Raw genomic sequence first — 18,376 nt, forward strand, 5'->3', positions numbered from 1 at the left:
GGAGGTCTCCCGTGCGCGCAGTCGCGCATGAAAAGATCGGATGGTTCGCCGCGCCGGGCACCGAGGGCGGCGGAGCGGCGCTGGACCAGGTAGCGGCCATGACCGGCGCTGCCGGGGTGGTCGCCATCGTGCTGCTGTGGGTCGGTTACCTGCACCGCACCCGGCGAATCACGTGGCTGCAGCGTGTCGCCGACCGTCTCGGGCGGCTGTTCAATCGACCCGGCTGGGTCGCCCTCCCGCTCGCGATGTTCCTCGCGACGATTCTGACCGCCCTGTTGGGCTTCATCTGGGACGTCAGCCTGCACGTGGGTAACGGACGCGACGACGGGCCGCTGGCGAATCCGGCGCACTACTTCATCTTGGCGGGGTTGTTCTTCCTGTTCACCGCCGGAATGTCGGCGATCGTGCTTCCGTTGGACGAAAAGCCCGGCGCCGCGGCGGTGCGGATCACCCGCACCTGGTACGCGCCTGTCGGCGGCATCCTCATAGCGGGCGCCGGTCTCTACGCGCTGATCGGCTTTCCCCTCGACGACATCTGGCACCGGCTGTTCGGTCAGGACGTCACGCTGTGGGGGCCGACGCATCTGATGCTCATCGGCGGCGCCGGTTTGTCACTGGTCGGTGTGCTGCTGCTCGAGTTCGAGGGCAGGCACAGCAAGCCCGAACCCGACCGCGCCGATGGACGGTTGATGTGGCTGCTGCGGTCGTTCGCCTTCGGCGGCCTGCTCATCGGCCTGTCGGTGTTCCAGGTGGAATTCGACTTCGGCGTGCAGCAGTTCCGGCTCGTCCTGCAACCGATGCTCATCGTGGCCGCGGCCGCCATCTCCCTCGTTGCCGCCCGCTTGAGCCTCGGGCCGTTCAGCACGCTGGTCGTCGTCGGCTTCGCCGCCCTGGTTCGCACCGTGGTCGCCGTGCTGGTCGGCGGGCCGATCATCGACGCGCCACGCAACGTCTTCCCGCTCTATCTCGGCTGCGCGGTCGTGGTGGAACTGCTCGCGCTGCTGCCGCTCACCCGGCGACCGATCTGGTGGGGCGCTGTATGCGGACTCGGCATCGCGACGGTCGGACTGTGGCTGGAATCCCTCTGGGTCCGTGCGATGTTCGTCAATTCGTGGCCGGCCGCGATGTGGCCGGAACTGCTGGCGATGGCAGTGCCCACCGGTGTCGTGGGCGGTGTCGTCGGTGCGCTGCTGGCCATGGCATTGCGCGGTGAAGCGCTGCCACGTCCGCCGGTGCGACGCGGGTTGATGGTCGCCGCGGTCGTCATCGTTGCCGCCGCGACCGCCAACGGCCTGCTCACCGACGTACCGGAGCGGGCCGAGGCCACCGTCACCCTCCGCGACGCCGCATCGGATGCGGGCGGACGGATGGTGCTCGCGGACGTTCGCGTCACGCCCGCCGATCTCGTCGGCTCCGACCCGGAATGGATGCAGATCCTTGCCTGGCAAGGCGGGATCGGCGCGGACAGTCCCGGTCGCGGTCTGGTCGTGGACCAACTCCAGCGAGTGGGCCCCGGCCACTACGTGTCCACCAAACCTGTTCCGGCACATGGGACGTGGAAGACCGTGCTGCGGCTGCAGGACGGCCGGGTGCTGACCGCGGCGCCGATCTTCATGGCCGCCGACCCGGGCATCGGCGTGGAAGAGGTTCCGGCCCTCGACTCGTTCACCCGGCCGTTCATCGCCGAGATCACCGTGCTGCAGCGGGAGCGCTCGTTCGATTTCACGTCCTGGTTGTTCACCGCGGCGTCGCTGGTCGTGCTGCTGTGCAGCCTCGTCCTGGTCTGGGCGTTGTCCTGGGGCGCGGCCCGAATCAACGACCGGTACCCGCACGCGAGCCGACCGGCGGCAGAGCCGGTGGTTTCGCGATGACCCAGGGCTACGACGGCGTGGACGTCCTGGCCGATCATTCGATCCTGCTGGCCATCCCCGCTTTCCTGCCCGCCTTTCTGGTAGTCGCCGTCGTCGTGTTCGTCGCGCTGCGTGATCGTCGTGCGGAGGAGCGCGATCGCGCGCCCGGTTCGCCGTCCGAGCACGGCGTGGAGAAGGAGGAGTGATGGCATCGGTGCGGCGTCGGGTCGCGCTCGTACTGCTCGGCGGTCTGCTCGTGGCAGGCTGCGCCTCGACCGATCCGGCCACCACCACCTCGGCGACCGCGGTGGCCGGAGACCCGGACAGTCTCGTTGTCGCGGTGCGGATCTCCGGGGGATCGGTGAGCCCGGCCGACGTCCGCCTGGAGACCAGGGTGGGACGGCCGATCGAGATCGTGGTCGACAGCGACACCGACGACGAACTGCACGTCCATGCCACGCCCGAGCACACTTTCGCGGTCACCCCGGGCACCGGACAGCGATTCCGCTTCACCGTGGACGTGCCCGGGCGGGTGGAGATCGAACTGCACCACGCGCGCCGCACGGTGGCGACGCTGCTCGTGCGCGGATGACGGTTCTGGCCCATGGCATCGGCGGAGCCGCCGATCTGCCGATCCCGCTGTCGTACGCCCTGATCGGGGCCGCCTGGGCCTTGACGTTCTCCTTCGCGCTGCTGGCGTTCGCCTGGCGCGAGCCGCGTCTGGAGCCACGATCACCGGGCGTCGCGCTCCCCGCGATCATCGGAACGGCCGTGGACTCCAGGATGGTTCGAGTCGCGATTTCGGTGGTGAGCGTGTCCTCTGCGATCGGGGTGCTCGCGATCGGTCTGCTCGGTCCATCCGAGTCGGCCGACAATCCCGTGCCCGGTGTCGTCTACATTTTCCTGTGGGTCGGGGTCATGGTCGCCTCGCTGGTCGCCGGTCCCGTCTGGAAGGTGCTGTCCCCGGCGCGCGCGCTGCACCGCGCCATCTGCCTGGCGTGGCGCCGCCCGCCCGGGCACGGCCTGGTCCGGTATCCCAGCTCCTGGGGGCAGTGGCCGGCGGTGCTCGGTCTGTTCTCCTTCGTATGGCTCGAATTGGCCTACCCGGAACCGGGTTCGGTGGCGGCTGTGACCACCTGGCTGGCTGCATACTTCGTCGTGACCACGATCGGTCTGATCGTGTACGGCACGGCGTGGGCCGAGCGCGCCGATCCGCTCGAGGTGTACAGCAGCCTGCTGGGCAGGTTGAGCCCGTTCGGACGCCGCGCTACCGGTGCACGCGTGCTCCGTTCGCCGCTGGACAACCTGGCGGGCACTCCGGCGCGGATCGGCGGGGTGGCCGTGGCCGCCACCCTGCTCGGCTCGACCGCGTTCGACAGCTTCACCACATTTCCATCGTGGCGCGGACTACTGGCCGATGCGGGCAGCGGTGGATCCGATGTCCTGCCGGTGGTGCTGAACACGGCGGGACTGCTCGGGTTCATCGTTGTCGTCGGCGTCGCGTTCCGGACCGCCGCCCGGGCGACCGGCGGCCTGGACGAAGCGCGGCGGCGGCTGCTACCGGCTCGCCTCGCCCACAGCCTGACACCGATCGTCGCCGGCTATCTGGTGGCCCACTATCTGACGTTTCTCGTGGAGAAAGGACAAGCGACGGTGATCTTGTTCGCGGATCCGTTCGGGCGAGGATGGAATCTCGCCGGGCTCGCCGACCGCGACGTCGCCTACGTCCTGTCCGCCCACCCCGCGGCGCTGGGGACGATCAAGGTGCTGGCCGTTGTCGTCGGCCACGTCCTCGGTGTCGCCGCCGCGCACGACCGCTGCCTGCGCCTGCTGCCGCGGGCCCATCGGCTCACCGGTCAGCTGGCCCTGATGCTGACCATGGTCGCTTTCACCTTCACCGGTCTTTATCTTCTGTTAGAGCACCCATTTGGCAGCGATTTCGCCACGTATGTGGGTTCATAGCGGGTTACCTCATGGTTCGGACTCGCTGGATCGTTGCCGGTTACGGGGGGACAGGGGTGTCGTGGGGTGTGCGGCAGGAGGGGATGAGGCTCACCGGCCAAGGCGACAAGTGCCTCGATCACATCCAGCAGCCCGGCCTTGGCGCAGCGGCTGCCGCGTAGATCGCGTAGCAGCAGATCGATCCGTTCGGTGGGATCGATCCGCAGGCCCGATTCGGCCTCGGCCAGGCCGGTCACGTGGATGCCGGCGCCGCGTCTCGCAGGCTGTCCAAGGCGGCGAGGAGCCGCCGCCGTACGTCACCGGCTACCGGGGGTAGCTCCGATCCGGCCATGATGTGAGGCGGTACATCGGGATCGATCGCCTCGACCACGGTGCCGTCGTCGACCGAGCGCACCACCACACGGCACGATGTCACCAAACCGGCCTGCCGGTCGGAGGTCAGCGCGCGGAAGGTCAGCCGAGGATCGCATGCGTCCACAACCAGGTAGTTCTCGATGTGCTCGCCGATGGTCTCGCGCAGTGTGGCCTGCATGTCCACTTCGGCGGTCACGATGAGCCCGTGGTTTCGCAGCGCCTCCCTGGTGCGTTCGACGGCGAGTTCGAACGGCGCGTCGAGGTTGGCCGCGATGGTCGGGGCGGGAGCGACCGGCAATCGGATCTCGGTCAGCAGTCGCCGGGCATCCGAGACCTCGTCCGGGCCGATCAGATACGCCTCGGTGGGTGGACCGATCGGCTGATATCCCGCGTCACGCAACCACTGCCGTAGCGCCCGATACGCCACGCCGAGGTCGCGATAGCTACCGCGGTGGCTGGTGCGGGCGACCAGGGTGCCGGGCATGAGGACTACCTGGGCGCCGGAGCTGGGGCCGAGGTTGGGCGCAGGCTCCACCGGAACGCCGAATTCCACCACGATCGCCTCATCGATCGGCAGATCCTCGCGGAACGTGATCGTCGGCGCGCCGCTGGCGGTCAATCCCGCATTCTGCACGATCCGGGTCACCTCCCGCATTCCCTCGGAGATGTCCTCGCCGAGCAGATTCGAGTTCGGTCGGATCTCGCGGGGCACTCGCAGCACTACCTCCGGCGCCGACTCGATCAGGGCCACCTGGTAGTCCATCGCAGCCTCCTCGGTTCGCGTCATGCGATGAGCGTGCGCTCTGCGGCCTGCCGCCGCACAGGGGCGAAAGTCCTGCTCTGGGGGTCCAACCGCCATCGGACGCCGGAAACGACGGAGGTCACCACAAGGGAAGGCCCGTCCTGCCCTCTCACTCCGGGACCAATGTCCTCGGGGTGGTGTCCAGGGTCCTGTGCATGTTCCGAACGGCCATCGGATGGTGACTTTCGTTTCTGTGGCAGCACGAAGACGCAGCAGAAGATCGAGGTATGGAACGAGGCGATTCGACAGACCGGCAGACTGAGTCGCTCCGCTTGCTGGCGAGCGCGCGGTACGGGCGGGTCGTTTTCACCTGCGACGCGCTGCCTGCCATACGCCCGGTAAATCATCTGTTCGACGGTGGGATGGTCCTCATACGCACCCGCCTGCTCTCCGTGCCCCGCTCTCCAGCACTCCCAGAACGACGCCGCCCCGCCGCTGCGGTAACCGCACCACACGCTCCGAGCCTCAGTACGTGGACAGGGCAGAGGTGGACAGAGGTCAGCGCGGTCGCCATCCGACGGCTCTCCGAGAAAGTGTGGGACGTTCGACCTCCGCCTTCGAGTCGATGTCCTCCTCCAATGCCCTCCGCGAAACCGCACGCTGATTAGTGCCGCCGACGGCAGCGAGCGAATGGAGAAACCGTGCTGGTAAACGAGGACCGCCGACTAGCGGACCGGATCGGACGCGTATTCAATCGGCGGGCAGTGGTGGGTGCCGCGGTCGCCGTCGTACGTGACGGGCGAATGGAGTTCGCTGGGCACGGGATGGCCGACATCGCCGCGAACCGCCCGCTCACCCAGGACACCATCTTCCGGATCGCGTCTATCACCAAGACGTTCACCGCGATCGCGGTGATGCAGCTGTGGGAGCGCGGACTGATCGATCTCGATGCCCCGGCGAGCAAGTATCTACGTGCTTATCGTCTGGTCCCCGCCGATTCGCGGTTCGGGCCGGTAACGGTACGCCACCTGCTGACCCACACCTCGGGCATCGGTGAGACAGCCCATCCCCGGCGGGTGCTGGACCCCGATTTCGGAGAGAGCGTTGCGCCGGGCGAACCCGTACCGCCGCTGAGCCGGTACTACCGGCGAGGGCTGCGTGTCCAGGCCGAACCGGGCAGCCGATGGACCTACACCAACCATGGCTTCGCCACCCTCGGCCAGATCGTCGCCGATGTCACCGGCGTCCCATTCGCCGACTATCTGCGCGAGCGGCTCTTCTTGCCGCTGGGCATGCTCGACACGAGTCTCACTCCGCCCGCAGCCGCGGCGCGGCGGGCGGTGGGATACCGGCTGCGCGCGCACGGGCCAAAAGAGATCACCCATCGCGAGATGATCACCGCCGCGGCGTCCTCGGCCTACTCCACTCCGCGCGATATCGGCCGCTATATCGCCGCACTGCTCGGCGGCGGTGGCAACGAATACGGTTCCGTGGTCGAATCCGCGACGCTGGCAATGATGTTCGCACCGCAGTACCAGCCCGATCCCCGGGTGCCGGGAATGGGCCTCGGATTCTTCCGCGGTCAGGTCGGAAACCATCGGGTGATCGAACATCAGGGCATCCTGCCCGGGTTCAACTCCCAGATCTGGCTCGCCCCCGACGACGGACAGGCCGTCCTGGCCTTCGTCACCGGCGGTCATCGCGCCCTGCTCTGGCTTCCGGCCGAATCCTCCGCCCTACTGCACGAGATCCTGGGTGTCGCGCAACCGGCGATCCGCGACGACGTCGCGCACCGACCGGAAATCTGGTCCGAGATCTGCGGCTTCTACCCACTGCCCGGAGCGCTCACCGATGTCCGCGCCCGATCGATGGTAGGAGCAGGCGCCGAAGTGCGGATCAGCGGTGGCCGACCGGTGCTGCGGGTGCTGACCCCGATTCCCGCCCTGGTGCGCGGACTGCCTCTGCACCCCGACGATCCCGACGATCCCTTGGCCTTCCGCATCGATATGGGTCGGTGGGGTCTGGGCACCGGCAGAATTCTGTTCAGTCGGGAGTCCGGCACCGGGGCGATGAGGATGCACTTCGACCTGCATCCCATGACGCTGCGAAAGTCGAGAACCTGGCCGGCCCGGCGGGTGGAAAGGATGCCCAGATGACCGAGCCCGCGATTACGATCGCCGGCCTGACGAAATCGTTCGGTCCCGCGAAAGCACTCGATGGACTGGATCTGACCGTAGGCACCGGTGAGATCCATGGGTTCCTGGGTCCGAACGGCTCGGGTAAGACGACGACGATTCGGATTCTGCTGGGACTGCTGCGTGCGGATTCCGGGACGGTGCGCATGCTCGGCGGTGATCCGTGGTCGGACGCGGTCGCACTGCACGCGCGATTGGCCTACGTGCCCGGTGAGGTCCTCCTCTGGCCCGGAATCACCGGCGGCGAGGTCATCGACTTGATGGGCCGTCTGCGCGGCGGGATCGACCGGCGCCGCCGCGCCGAATTGCTGGAGCGATTCGATCTCGATCCACACCAGAAGGCCCGTGCCTACTCGAAGGGCAACCGGCAGAAGGTCGCGCTCGTCGCGGCGCTGGCCTCGGACGCGGAGCTGCTGTTGCTCGACGAGCCGACCGTTGGCCTCGACCCGCTGAAAGAAGCCGAATTCCAGCGCTGCGTCGCGGAATGGAAGCACGAGGGCAGGACCGTCCTGCTGTCCAGTCACATTCTGGCCGAGGTGGAGGCACTGTGCGATCGGGTGAGCATCATCCGGTGCGGGCGCACCGTGGAAAGCGGCACCTTGGCCGAGCTGCGGCATCTGACCCGCACCACGATCACCGTCGAAACCATCCGGCCGCTGGCGGGGCTGGACGCGGTGGCGGGAGTGCACGACCTCGTCCGCGACGGCACTCGGGCCAGGTTCGATGTCGACACCGCCCACCTCGACGCCGTGACGCGCGTACTCGCCGATTCCGGTGTGCGCAGCCTCACCAGCACGCCGCCCACACTCGAGGACATCTTCCTTCGCCACTACGGCGCCGCCTCGGCCCCTTCAGGGGAGGAGAGCCGGTGAGCACCGCCATGATTTCGCGGCCGACGCTGCGGCAAGATCTCTCCGGGGCGGGCACGCTGCTGCGCTTCGCGCTGCGACGCGAGCGGTTCTCGCTGCCGTGCTGGCTGTTCGGCGCCGCCGCGCTGCTCGCGTTCCAGTCGGTCGGTAGTCAACGCTTCTACGACACGCCGCAGAAGCTCGCGCAGCTGCGCGAGACGATGAGTGCCAGTGCGGCCGCCGTCGCCATGGGCGGGCCGACGCAATTGCTGACGACCATCGGCGGCGAGATCGTTTTCGAGATACTCGCGTACCTGGCGGTCGTGGTCGCGTTGATGAATATGTTTCTGGTCGGCAGGCATACTCGCTCGGACGAGGAGACCGGGCGCGCGGAACTGCTCCGCTCGGCGCGGGTAGGGCGCCGGGCACCCACCGTCGCCGCGCTGACACTGGCTGGGCTGGCCGATATCGCCGTCGTGCTGGTGCTTTTCGCCGCCGCGGTCGGTACCGGGCTTCCGACGGGTGGCTCACTGCTGCTGGGAGTAGTCATTGGGGGAGTGGGTGTCACGTTCGCCGCCGTCACCGCCGTCGCTGCGCAGATATTCGAGAATCCGCGCAGCGTCTACGGGGCGGTCGGGCTTGCTCTGGCGGCCGCCTATGTAGCGCGCGCGATCGGCGATGTGGGCAGCGGAGCCGCCTCCTGGGCATCGCCCATCGGATGGGCCCAGCGCAGCTACCCGTACGCCGGCGACCGCTGGTGGACGGTGCTGTTGTTCGCCGCCGCGACCTTCGCGCTGACCGCTTTGGCCTTCGCTCTGCTGGATCGACGCGACTTCGGCGCCGGACTGCTCCCCTACGGCACTGGGCGCGCGACCGCGTCCTGGGCGCTGGGCTCGCCGCTCGGCCTTGCCTGGCGGTTGCAGCGCGGTTCGCTGGCCGGGTGGGCCGTGGCCGTTTTCGCGTTAGGGGCCGCGTACGGCTCGTTCGCCGACAGTATCGCGGAGTATCTCGCCGACAATCCCGAGATCGCCGCCTACCTTCCCGGCGGCGCGGCCGACGCGGTGAACTCGTATCTGTCTCTGACGGTGTCGATCGTCGCGCTGCTCACCGCCGCGTTCGGCGTCGCCAGTGTGCTGCGCGCGCGTGGGGAGGAGACCGCGGGACGCGCCGAGCCGCTGCTGGCGGCTCCGGTCAGCCGGTATCGCTGGCTGGCGAGCCATCTCGCCATCGCTGTGGGGGGCGGCGCGTTCGTGCTGGCTGTCGGCGGTTTCGGCATCGGTCTGACGTACGGGTTGACGATCTCCGATTCAGGACAGGCACTGCGCATGACCGGTGTGGCGCTGGTGCATCTACCGGCGGTCTGGTCGGTGATCGCGGTTGCGGCGCTCGGCCTCGGCTGGGCTCCGAGAGCGGCTGTAGCGGTGGCGTGGGCCGCCTTCGCCTACTGCGCCGTGGCGCTGCTCTTCGCGGCCGCATTCGATCTGCCCGACTGGTTCGACGACGCCTCGCCGTTCACCCACATTCCGAAGGTGCCGCTGCATACCGTCACCGCCACGCCCATACTCGTGATCATCCTGACCGCACTGGCCGGGCTGATACTCGCTGCCGCCGGTTTTCGCCGCCGCGACGTCGGGTATTGACCAGGACTCCGTCCGCTGGCGCACACATTGTCGCTCGTCGGGCGAGTACTCGGCGGCATCGAAAGCGCAACGAGAATTGTCGACGACCCGGAGCCTCCGCTGGTACACCGTTGGTCGGTGCGCCTACCACGGGTAGCGGAGGCTTGCGTCCCGGCAGGCCGAACCGGGGGTGCGATGGCGACTTTCCGCGCGACTGATCAGCGGGGCCACAAGCGACGGAGACCTCGCACGGGTGCTCGGTTCGGGGCGTGGTCGTCGTCGTGGCCGGGGCACCACCGGCTCGGCGGGGTAGCGGCGCGGACGGCGTCGATGTGCGTGCCGCAGCCGGCCCAAGTGGTCTTGCCGCAGACACGGCACTGGATGGGGGAGCACATCAGCGCTGTCCTTCGACGCCCGCGAAGGTGGGCGGGCCCTGGTATGGGCGCTGCAGCGCGGCGAATCCGGGAGTGGTGGCCGCGGTGATGAGGGCAGCCAGCAACTCTGGGGCGCTTCCCGGCCGAGGTGGCTCGGTCAAGACGGGACCGCTGAAGACGTGACCGTCGACGCCGATGATGGGGCTGCCGCTGCGCCCGCCGAGCGCTGCTTGGCTGGCGTGATGGGCGTGGGCGACCGCGGCATCGTAGCGGGCGTCATCAAGGGCCTCGATCAGTCTGTGATCGAAGCCGGTCGCGGCCAGTGCGGCGGCCACCGCGTCGTCTGCGTGGTGGCCGCCCGCATGCCACCGCTGACCCAACTCGAGGTAGAGCGGGGTGAACGCCGTCCGACCGTATTGCTCGACGGCGGCGGCGAACACTCGGCCGATCCGACGTGATCGGACGATCATCGGGGCGTGGTCGGCATCGACATCGTGATCGCCGTTGAGCACGGCCAGGCTCATCGGTCGCAAGGTCACCACGTGCTCGTCGGCCGCACTGTCGAGCAGCCACTGCGCGGCCACCCAGGCAAAGGGGCACACAGGATCCACGTACAGATCGATATCGGCCACCGAAATCCTCCTGTCGTCACTGGCCGAATACCCCACGGGGTATATTCCTTATTGGCCACTATACCCCCTGGGGCATGGGAGCCGGAGAGGCTCATTCGCTCCCTGGGTATACCCCCTCGGGTATCATGAACAAGACAACGAAAGAAGGAAGGCGCCACCATGGTCGGCGACGAAACAGCGATCACCGAAACACTCAACAGGCTGCGGAGGGCGCACGGTCAGCTCGCCGGGGTCATCGCCATGATCGAGCAGGGTCGTGACTGCAAAGACGTGGTCACCCAACTCGCCGCGGTTTCCCGGGCGCTCGACCGCGCCGGATTCAAGATCGTCGCTACCGGACTGCGCGAATGCCTCACCGGCCGATCCGTCGACGGCCAGAAGCAGATGACCGTCGACGAGCTGGAGAAACTGTTCCTAGCTCTGGCCTGACACGAATCGTCGCTCATGAAAGGACCGAACAATGAACCTGGGACTGGCCACCACCCTGCACACCAGTTTCGGTGACGCCGTCGACCGGACCAGGGCCGCACTGAGTGAGCAAGGATTCGGCGTCCTCACCGAGATCGACGTCCGGGCCACCCTGAAAGCCAAACTCGACGAGAACATGGAGGACTACCTCATCCTCGGCGCCTGCAATCCACCCTTGGCCCACGAAGCGGTCGAGATCGACCGGCAGATCGGACTCCTGCTGCCCTGCAACGTCGTCGTGCGCCAGAACCCCGGCTCCGATTCCGGGGTCATCGTGGAAGCAATGAATCCGCAACTCATGGTGCAGGTTACGGATGAACCGGACCTACAGCCCGTAGCCAGTCGGGCCGCTGCCAAGCTGCAGGCCGCCATCGATTCCCTGAGCACCGCGGATCGCGTGCTCTGACATGCCCTGGGCGGTAACCGCTCGCGTGTTGGTTCAGCGGGAGACGGTGAAGATGTCGGTGACCGGTCGGCGGGGGGTTGGGGGGACCATGTTCGTGTCGTCGGGTGCGGTGCCGACACGGATCAGCACTTGAGGTGCCGCGGGACGCGGAACGAGACCGCCGAGCAGTCCGCGGGTTGTCGGCAGTTCGGTGATGTGGGTCAGCGCGCAGGTCGCCAGGCCCGCGCCGGTGCATTCCAGCAGCACGGCCGACAAAGCCTCGCCGGTGCGCAGCCACTGGGTCACCGAGTCCCCTTCGGTGCTGAGTACCACCAGTCGCGCGTGATCGTCGAGCCGGGCGCGTCGCGTCGTATGCGGAGCCGGGGGAAACGCGCGTCCGACTCCGACCCGAGCGTTTTCGGCGTCGGACACCAGCGCGGAGGCGGGCACGCCCTCGAGGGACTCCGAATGTCCTGCCCACCATTCCAATTCGGTCTGGTACAGCAAGTCCTGGCGGCGCAGAGCTCCGGCCTGCTCGGAGGCGGCGGCCAGTCGAGGGCGGGCACTGTCATCCAGGACGGTGAGTTCCACCTCGTGCGGGGAGGTGAGCATCCGCAGCCGGGGGAGGAGGTCGGCGAAGCCCACCGGTGCGTTCATCGGTAGCCGGTCGGTGCGTCGCCGGTCGATGGCGAGCGCTCGGGTGTGGATGCCCTCGGGTGGGTCCGGCCACGGCCGGAATTCGACTACCGCGAGGTGGTCGGGTCGCTGCCGGTCGGGTATCCGCATCGTGTCGGTGTGCCAGCCGTGGTCGGCGAAGGTGGTCCGCGCGTGATGCAGCATGGCTCCGCAGCTGATGACCAGCTGGCGCCCCTGCGGGTCGGTCGAGGGCAGCTGCCGGTCGGCGTCGGTGTAGAGGTGCAGGCGCGTGCCGTCGAACACCCAACGCCACGGCTGGGTGTTGTGGACCGAAGGCGCGCGGGTGGCCAGCCGCAACGCGGCCAGGATCGTCCGATGATCGGGCACCGAAATGGCGGCTGTTTCGTCGTTCGCGGTCATACCTCGAGTGTTCTCGGTACACGACGCTGCGGATACGGGCCATGCGTCCGCGGCGCAGGGTCTTTTGTCATTTCGGGTGGCCGGCGCTCCCGTCCGAGCCTCTCCGCGCGCTGTTCGATGCCCCGCAGCATCTTCCGCTCCATCACCAGACTGCCCGGTTCCATCACGACCACGGTGAATACGCGGGTAAGCGCGGATGCGCCCGTCAGTGCGATCCGATTGCGACTCACCAGCCGGGTCGCCGCGCCCATGGGATAGAGCCCGAATGTCCATACCCACCGGCCGTCTTCGGAAGCGAAGACCAAGTGGCGCTCGGGTTCCAGCACCGCGACGCGCATACGCGGACCGGACTTGCCGAGCGCGAAGCTGTCCCCGACCGCGACGTCCTGGAACTGCGGGAGGATCTCATCGGCGCTGTGCATATCGAGGCCGAGCAGGTTCTCGACCCAATCATAGGTGTACGCCCCGCCGCGGCCGGGGCCCAGTTGGACCAGCCACGGCCAAATCGCGTCGGCGCCTGCACAGATCGTGATGGCCCGGGTCGAGACGATATCGGTGTCTACCAATAGATCGTCACCCGGCATAACCCGCGCGATCTCTTCCCCCGTGGCTCCCCAGGTCAACCATTTGGTGCGCAACCGGGCTCCGGTCAGCCTTGCTATTGCTGATCGAACGGTTGCGGCAAGCCTCATCGTGTTCATGAAGTCCGATTTCTCCTCGAATTCAGGACGTGCACATGGAGCGTGGGGTATGGACGAACTCAATCCAGCTTGCGGACGGATTCAGGCATTTCGAGGATCTCGCTGAGTGGGCGGCGTGAAGTCGCCGGAGCGTTCGGCTCCGATTCGGGCGCGATACCGACGCGGATCAAGACCTGAGGGAGGCCGGAGTGTGCGGTCAATTCGCGGACCACGGCACGGCTGCTCGGCACCTCGGTCAGGTGAGTCAACGGACAGGTCGCGAACCCGGCGAGTGTGCACTCCAGTAACACCGTGGACAGCACCTCACCGCAGTGCACCAGGTCCTCGGGCGTGTCGCGGTCGGTGGATAGGACGAGGATCACCGAATGGTCCTCGGTGATCTCGCCGCGCCGGTCGCCGATGGTGGTCGGAAACTTACGGCCCACGCTCACTCGCTGCCGTTCCTCCTGGGAGATCAGCGCGTCGCTGGGCACGCCCGCGGCGCCGATCGTGTGCCCGGTCCACCACTGCAATTCGGCGTGGTAGCCGGCGTCGTAGCGGCGCAGCGCAGCGCTCATCTCCGAGGCGCGGGCAAGGCTGGGGCGGCAGTCGTCACCCAGCACGTCGAGTGTTGCGTCGAAGGGATCGAAGGTCGACCGGAGGACCTCTTCGAAGTCGGGCCATCCGTTGGGCGCCTGGAACGGCAGCCGGTCGGTGTGCCGCCGCAGGATGGCGTCGGCGCGAGCACGCGCGGCTTCGGTGACGATCGGAGCCGGTTCGAAGGTGATGTTGGCCAGGTGTTCGCGGCGGTTCGGATCGGGGAAGCGGGCGACGTGGATACGCCAGCCCGCCGCGGCCATCGCGGCGCGCAGATGGTCCAGAGCGATACCGCAGCTGATCAGCATCTGCCTGCCGGATGGGTCCGTCGCCGGAAGCATACGTTCGGGCGCCGCGAACAGCCGCAGGGTGTGGCCGTCGAATGTCCAGTGCCAGGGCTGGCTGTTGTGCAGCGACGGCGCCCGGCCGGCGAGCAGGACGGCCTTCTCGATGGTTTCTCCGGACGGTAGCTGGTTCATACCGTCACGGTAGGGATCGAGAGGCGATGTCCGGAGGAGTCGTTGGTCCCGAATCCCACCGCAGGTGGTCCCCTGTCGGCCGAGTCTCCCGGGACTTCGGCCCCTAGACGGGAGGCATCGGTCCGTTCAGGCTGTATGTGTGGGAATAGGTGCCACGGCGATACCGCCGATCGACGCGCGCCGACACGACGCGGTGATCTTCGATATGGACGGGGTGGTCACCGACAGCGCGTCGATACATGCAGCGGCCTGGACGGAATTGTTCGATTCCTTCTTGAACCAACGCCCCGCGGGTGGCGGGCAGGACCGCTCACCGTTCACCGAGGACGACTATCTACGTTTCGTGGACGGTAAACCGCGTTATCGGGGCGTCGCGGATTTTCTGGCCGCACGAGGGATCGCACTGCCTTGGGGGAGACCATCCGATTCGGACAGTGCTGAGACGGTATGCGGGCTGGGCAACCGAAAAGATCACCTTTTCCTGGAGCGGGTCGCGCGCGAGGGGGTACGAGCATTCGAATCGACCGTCACACTGGTGCGGCGGCTCGGCGAGGCGGGCATCCGTACGGGGGTGTTCTCAGCCAGCCGTCACTGTGCGGAGGTGCTCACGGCTGCCGGTGTCGCCGACTTGTTCACCGTGCGGGTGGACGGTCTCGATGCCGAGAGGCTGGGTTTGCCGGGCAAGCCGGATCCGTCGATGCTGCTCGAGGCGACCCGGCGGCTGGGTGCCGAACCGGATCGAACGGTGGTCGTGGAGGACGCCGAGGCGGGGGTGGCGGCCGGACGCAGCGGTGGGTTCGCACTGATCGTCGGAGTAGACCGGCACGCGGGCACCGATCGCCTACTGGCGCAGGGGGCGGACATCGTTGTTGCCGACCTGGCGCAGGTGAGCTTGCGTGGCGGCTTCCGGCGAATCTCGGAGGTACCCGACGCCATGGAGTGCTGGTCACACATCGTGGATCTGCTCGGCACCGAGAAGCAGGCTGTCCTACTGGATTTCGATGGCACGGTGGCCGAGATCGTCACCGATCCTGCCGACGCCGAACCTATCGACGGCGTGGCGACAGTCCTGACAACGCTTGCCACGCAATGCCCGGTCGCGGTCATCAGCGGACGCGATCTGACCGATCTGCGCGACCGCGTCGGTGTCGATGGCATCTGGTATGCGGGTAGCCACGGCTTCGAACTGATGGCTCCGGACGGTACCCGGCACGTCCACGACGCGGTGCCGGGAGCCGAGCGAGCACTCGCCGACGCGGCGGGCGAACTACGCCGGATTCTGCACCAGATCGCGGGAGTGCTGGTCGAGCACAAGCGTTTTGCGGTCGCGGTTCATCACCGCACTGTCGCGGCCGAGGATGTCGGACGGGTGGTTGCCGCGGTACACCAGGCCGGACATGCGGCCGGCTTACGTGTCACGCACGGCCGTCGCGTCACCGAATTGCGACCGGATGTGGACTGGGACAAGGGCACCGCGCTGCGGTGGATTCTCGACCATCTCACGGCCCCGGTACTGCCGATCTATCTCGGGGACGATCTGACCGACGAAGACGCCTTCGATGCCGTCGAAGCCGACGGCATCGCCATCGTGGTGCGTGCCGAAGAGACCGGCGACAGGCATACCGCTGCCCGCTTCTCGGTCGCCGGACCACGACAGGTTCGCGCGTTCCTGGAGCGGCTGGCGGAATTGTCGCGCACCGAATCGATTGCCATCGTGCCGGATTCGTGGTTGCTCGTCTTCGACGGGTACGACGCGGCCCAGGAGAAGCTTCGCGAGGCGCTGTGCACTGTCGGAAACGGCTACTTCGCCACTCGCGGGGCAGCGCCGGAAAGCGTGGCGGGGGCGGTCCATTATCCGGGTACTTATGTCGCCGGGGTGTACAACCGGCTCTCCGACGAGATCGCTGGGCACGTCATCGACAACGAGAGTCTGGTGAATCTGCCGAACTGGCTTCCGGTGACCTTCCAGATCGGCGGCGGAGAGTGGTTCGACCTCGATGCCGCCGAACTGGTGTCCTATCAGCAGAAATTGGATCTGCGCCGCGGCGAACTCGTGCGGCTGTTCCGTTTCCGCGACGTCTCGGGGCGGATCACCGCGGTGTCGCAACGCCGCTTCGTCGCCATGCACCGCCCGCACCTGGGCGCATCGGAAGCGACGATCACCGCCGAGAATTGGTCGGGTACTCTGCGAATCCGGTCGGCGATCGACGGAAGGGTGCGCAATCACCTGGTGGAGCGCTACAGCGCCCTGTCGGGCACGCACCTGACCGCCGAGCACGCGGTAGCCCTGTCCGACGATTCGGTGCTGCTCGCGGTGCGGACCACCACATCCGGCAGATCAGTGGCGATCGCGACGCGCAGCGCCCTGCGACGCGGCCGGGAACCGGTGGACCCGCCGCGGGAGTTGATCGATCGAGATGGACTGATCGGCCACGAGTACACCGTCCACATCACAGCCGGAGAGGCGGTGACCGTGGAGAAGATTGTCGCCGTGTTCACCGGACGCGACAACGCGGCTGCGGGTCCCGAGGAAGAGGCCGCCCGGACGATCGCCGTGGCAGGCGGGTACGCGGACCTGTTCGAAGGTCATGCCGTGGCGTGGGAGCATCTATGGGCGCGGCTGCGCATCGACCTGGATGGAGCGGAGGACGCGACGCGGATCGTGCGCCTGCATCTACTGCATCTGACGCAGACACTGTCGCCGAACACCACGGATCTCGATGTGGGTGTACCCGCGCGCGGCTTGCACGGCGAGGCCTATCGCGGTCACGTGTTCTGGGACGAGCTGTTCGTCTTCCCGGTGCTGAATCCACGTTTCCCCACCTTGACCCGAGCACTGCTGCGGTACCGCTATCGACGGTTGCCCGAGGCGCGCCGGGCGGCCGCGGAAGTGGGACTGGCCGGGGCGATGTTCCCGTGGCAGTCCGGCAGCGACGGCCGTGAAGAGAGCCAGAGAATGCACCTGAACCCGTTGTCGGGACGGTGGAATCCCGATCCCAGCCGCCGTGCGCACCACATCGGGGTCGCGATCGCCTACAACGTCTGGCAGTACTACCAGGCCACCGGCGACCTCGAGTTCCTCGTCGAATGCGGCGCGGAACTGCTGGTGGATATCGCCCGTTTCTGGTCGAGCCTGGCCGGTTACGACGCCGAGCTCGACCGCTACACCATCCGTGGCGTCATCGGCCCCGACGAGTTCCATTCCGGTTACCCGGACGCGCCTGACGCCGGGATCGACAACAACGCGTACACCAATGTGATGGCGGCTTGGGTGATTCGGCGTGCGATCGACACGCTGGCCCTGCTGGCCCCGCGCGAACGAACGGAATTGCTGGAGACGCTGTCGGTGCGGCCGTCGGACACGGAGCACTGGCGAGATGTGGCCCGGCGGATGTATGTCCCGTTCCACGACGGAGTCATCAGTCAGTTCGAGGGATACGAGCGACTGGCCGAACTCGATTGGGACCGCTACCGCAGCCGTTACGGCAACATTCAGCGGCTGGACCGGATACTCGAGGCCGAAGGCGACGACGTCAACCGTTATCGGGCCGCCAAACAGGCCGATGTGCTGATGCTGTTCTATCTGCTGTCGGCCGACGAACTCCGGGAAGTGCTCGGTCACCTCGGCTACGAGCTGCCCGGCGAGATGATCCCGCGGACCATCGACTACTACCTGTCACGCACCTCGCACGGCTCGACGCTCAGCGCGCTGGTGCATTCGTGGGTGCTGGCGCGGGCCAACCGTGATCGTGCCGTGGAGTTCTTCGACCTCGTGCTCGGCTCCGACGTAGCCGACATCCAGGGCGGCACCACCGCGGAGGGAATTCACCTCGCCGCGATGGCCGGCAGCGTCGATCTGCTGCAACGCTGCTTCACCGGCATGGAACTGCGCCACGACCGCCTTGTGTTCTGCCCTTACTGGCCGGAAACTCTGGGCGCGTTGTCGTTTCCGATGATCTATCGCGGCCATCGGCTGACCGTGCGGGTCAGCGGGCAGGGCATCGAGATCAGCTCGGATCCTGGCGCGTCGGCGCCGATCGAGATCACCTGCCGGGATCAGACCGCACGCCTGAAGCCGGGGGAGACCGTCCGGCTGGTGAACTCGATACCCTAGCTCCGCGGGCTGGACCGTTGG

The 18,376-nt window shown here is 67.5% G+C and carries 15 protein-coding genes and 1 pseudogene; 11 read left to right on the forward strand and 5 right to left on the reverse strand.

What is annotated here, in order from left to right; genetic code table 11:
- Positions 1–98: 98 nt before the first annotated feature.
- Genes LTT66_RS29075 through LTT66_RS29090 form a run of 4 tightly spaced genes read left to right on the forward strand, consistent with a single transcriptional unit; the run spans position 99 to position 3,812 of the window.
- Complete coding sequence (locus LTT66_RS29075; protein WP_233069435.1) at positions 99–1,871, forward strand: hypothetical protein; 1,773 nt, start codon at positions 99–101, stop codon at positions 1,869–1,871.
- On the forward strand, positions 1,868–2,056 hold the full coding sequence (locus tag LTT66_RS29080; protein WP_043698411.1) for a hypothetical protein: 189 nt from the start codon (positions 1,868–1,870) through the stop codon (positions 2,054–2,056). The genes LTT66_RS29075 and LTT66_RS29080 overlap by 4 nt, the downstream gene beginning before the upstream one ends.
- A complete protein-coding gene (locus LTT66_RS29085) occupies positions 2,056–2,442 on the forward strand; it encodes a hypothetical protein (RefSeq protein WP_233061771.1) in 387 nt (128 codons plus the stop codon). Before LTT66_RS29080 ends, LTT66_RS29085 begins: the two co-directional genes overlap by 1 nt.
- Complete coding sequence (locus LTT66_RS29090) at positions 2,439–3,812, forward strand: hypothetical protein (RefSeq protein WP_233061772.1); 1,374 nt, start codon at positions 2,439–2,441, stop codon at positions 3,810–3,812. The genes LTT66_RS29085 and LTT66_RS29090 overlap by 4 nt, the downstream gene beginning before the upstream one ends.
- 232 nt (positions 3,813–4,044) lie before the next feature.
- Here the strand turns inward: LTT66_RS29090 and LTT66_RS29095 are convergent, their stop codons facing one another.
- Complete coding sequence (locus tag LTT66_RS29095; protein WP_233061773.1) at positions 4,045–4,953, reverse strand: DUF302 domain-containing protein; 909 nt, start codon at positions 4,951–4,953, stop codon at positions 4,045–4,047.
- Between the two features lie 242 nt (positions 4,954–5,195).
- On the opposite strand from LTT66_RS29095, the pseudogene LTT66_RS29100 reads away from it, so the two are divergent.
- The 4 genes and pseudogenes from LTT66_RS29100 to LTT66_RS29115 all read left to right on the forward strand — a co-directional run.
- Positions 5,196–5,354: pseudogene (locus LTT66_RS29100) on the forward strand (pyridoxamine 5'-phosphate oxidase family protein); the annotation flags it as partial.
- 357 nt (positions 5,355–5,711) lie between these two features.
- Positions 5,712–7,064, forward strand: coding sequence for a serine hydrolase domain-containing protein (locus LTT66_RS29105; RefSeq protein ID WP_233061774.1), 1,353 nt, complete (start codon positions 5,712–5,714; stop codon positions 7,062–7,064).
- The gene (locus LTT66_RS29110; protein ID WP_233061775.1) at positions 7,061–7,975 is read left to right on the forward strand and encodes an ABC transporter ATP-binding protein; all 915 of its coding nucleotides are present in this window, start codon (positions 7,061–7,063) and stop codon (positions 7,973–7,975) included. Before LTT66_RS29105 ends, LTT66_RS29110 begins: the two co-directional genes overlap by 4 nt.
- On the forward strand, positions 7,972–9,591 hold the full coding sequence (locus LTT66_RS29115) for an ABC transporter permease (protein ID WP_233061776.1): 1,620 nt from the start codon (positions 7,972–7,974) through the stop codon (positions 9,589–9,591). Before LTT66_RS29110 ends, LTT66_RS29115 begins: the two co-directional genes overlap by 4 nt.
- Before the next feature lie 373 nt (positions 9,592–9,964).
- On the opposite strand, the gene LTT66_RS29120 is transcribed toward LTT66_RS29115, so the two are convergent.
- Positions 9,965–10,576, reverse strand: coding sequence for a mycothiol-dependent nitroreductase Rv2466c family protein (locus LTT66_RS29120; RefSeq protein ID WP_233061777.1), 612 nt, complete (start codon positions 10,574–10,576; stop codon positions 9,965–9,967).
- Between the two features lie 159 nt (positions 10,577–10,735).
- Here LTT66_RS29120 and LTT66_RS29125 point away from each other — a divergent pair, with 159 nt between their 5' ends.
- Positions 10,736–11,005 (forward strand): metal-sensitive transcriptional regulator, encoded by a 270-nt coding sequence (locus tag LTT66_RS29125; RefSeq protein ID WP_067806486.1) that lies wholly within the window; start codon positions 10,736–10,738, stop codon positions 11,003–11,005.
- Positions 11,006–11,036: 31 nt separating this feature from the next.
- Positions 11,037–11,450 carry a DUF302 domain-containing protein gene (locus LTT66_RS29130; protein ID WP_233061778.1) on the forward strand — a complete coding sequence of 138 codons (414 nt, stop codon included), beginning with the start codon at positions 11,037–11,039 and terminating at the stop codon, positions 11,448–11,450.
- 33 nt (positions 11,451–11,483) lie between these two features.
- Here LTT66_RS29130 and LTT66_RS29135 read toward each other — a convergent pair whose 3' ends face one another.
- The 3 genes from LTT66_RS29135 to LTT66_RS29145 all read right to left on the reverse strand — a co-directional run bounded on the left by LTT66_RS29135 (position 11,484) and on the right by LTT66_RS29145 (position 14,241).
- Positions 11,484–12,485, reverse strand: a complete 1,002-nt coding sequence (locus LTT66_RS29135) for an Acg family FMN-binding oxidoreductase (protein ID WP_233061779.1) — start codon at positions 12,483–12,485, stop codon at positions 11,484–11,486.
- The gene (locus LTT66_RS29140; protein ID WP_233061780.1) at positions 12,482–13,123 is read right to left on the reverse strand and encodes an SRPBCC family protein; all 642 of its coding nucleotides are present in this window, start codon (positions 13,121–13,123) and stop codon (positions 12,482–12,484) included. Before LTT66_RS29140 ends, LTT66_RS29135 begins: the two co-directional genes overlap by 4 nt.
- 122 nt (positions 13,124–13,245) lie before the next feature.
- Positions 13,246–14,241, reverse strand: coding sequence for an Acg family FMN-binding oxidoreductase (locus LTT66_RS29145; protein WP_233061781.1), 996 nt, complete (start codon positions 14,239–14,241; stop codon positions 13,246–13,248).
- 139 nt (positions 14,242–14,380) lie between these two features.
- Between LTT66_RS29145 and otsB the strand changes: the two genes are divergently transcribed.
- The gene (gene otsB, locus LTT66_RS29150) at positions 14,381–18,355 is read left to right on the forward strand and encodes a trehalose-phosphatase (RefSeq protein WP_408638686.1); all 3,975 of its coding nucleotides are present in this window, start codon (positions 14,381–14,383) and stop codon (positions 18,353–18,355) included.
- Positions 18,356–18,376: the final 21 nt, after the last annotated feature.

Source organism: Nocardia gipuzkoensis, assembly GCF_021183645.1.
Lineage (GTDB): Bacteria > Actinomycetota > Actinomycetes > Mycobacteriales > Mycobacteriaceae > Nocardia > Nocardia abscessus.

What these genes read in the sequence shown, in the direction of transcription:
- LTT66_RS29080 (WP_043698411.1), top strand. Translation starts at nt 1,868, where the DNA reads ATGACCCAGGGCTACGACGGCGTGGACGTCCTGGCCGATCATTCGATC.
- LTT66_RS29135 (WP_233061779.1), bottom strand. Translation starts at nt 12,485, where the DNA reads ATGACCGCGAACGACGAAACAGCCGCCATTTCGGTGCCCGATCATCGG.
- LTT66_RS29110 (WP_233061775.1), top strand. Translation starts at nt 7,061, where the DNA reads ATGACCGAGCCCGCGATTACGATCGCCGGCCTGACGAAATCGTTCGGT.
- LTT66_RS29085 (WP_233061771.1), top strand. Translation starts at nt 2,056, where the DNA reads ATGGCATCGGTGCGGCGTCGGGTCGCGCTCGTACTGCTCGGCGGTCTG.
- LTT66_RS29105 (WP_233061774.1), top strand. Translation starts at nt 5,712, where the DNA reads ATGGAGTTCGCTGGGCACGGGATGGCCGACATCGCCGCGAACCGCCCG.
- LTT66_RS29090 (WP_233061772.1), top strand. Translation starts at nt 2,439, where the DNA reads ATGACGGTTCTGGCCCATGGCATCGGCGGAGCCGCCGATCTGCCGATC.
- LTT66_RS29075 (WP_233069435.1), top strand. Translation starts at nt 99, where the DNA reads ATGACCGGCGCTGCCGGGGTGGTCGCCATCGTGCTGCTGTGGGTCGGT.
- LTT66_RS29130 (WP_233061778.1), top strand. Translation starts at nt 11,037, where the DNA reads ATGAACCTGGGACTGGCCACCACCCTGCACACCAGTTTCGGTGACGCC.
- LTT66_RS29125 (WP_067806486.1), top strand. Translation starts at nt 10,736, where the DNA reads ATGGTCGGCGACGAAACAGCGATCACCGAAACACTCAACAGGCTGCGG.
- LTT66_RS29145 (WP_233061781.1), bottom strand. Translation starts at nt 14,241, where the DNA reads ATGAACCAGCTACCGTCCGGAGAAACCATCGAGAAGGCCGTCCTGCTC.
- LTT66_RS29095 (WP_233061773.1), bottom strand. Translation starts at nt 4,953, where the DNA reads ATGACGCGAACCGAGGAGGCTGCGATGGACTACCAGGTGGCCCTGATC.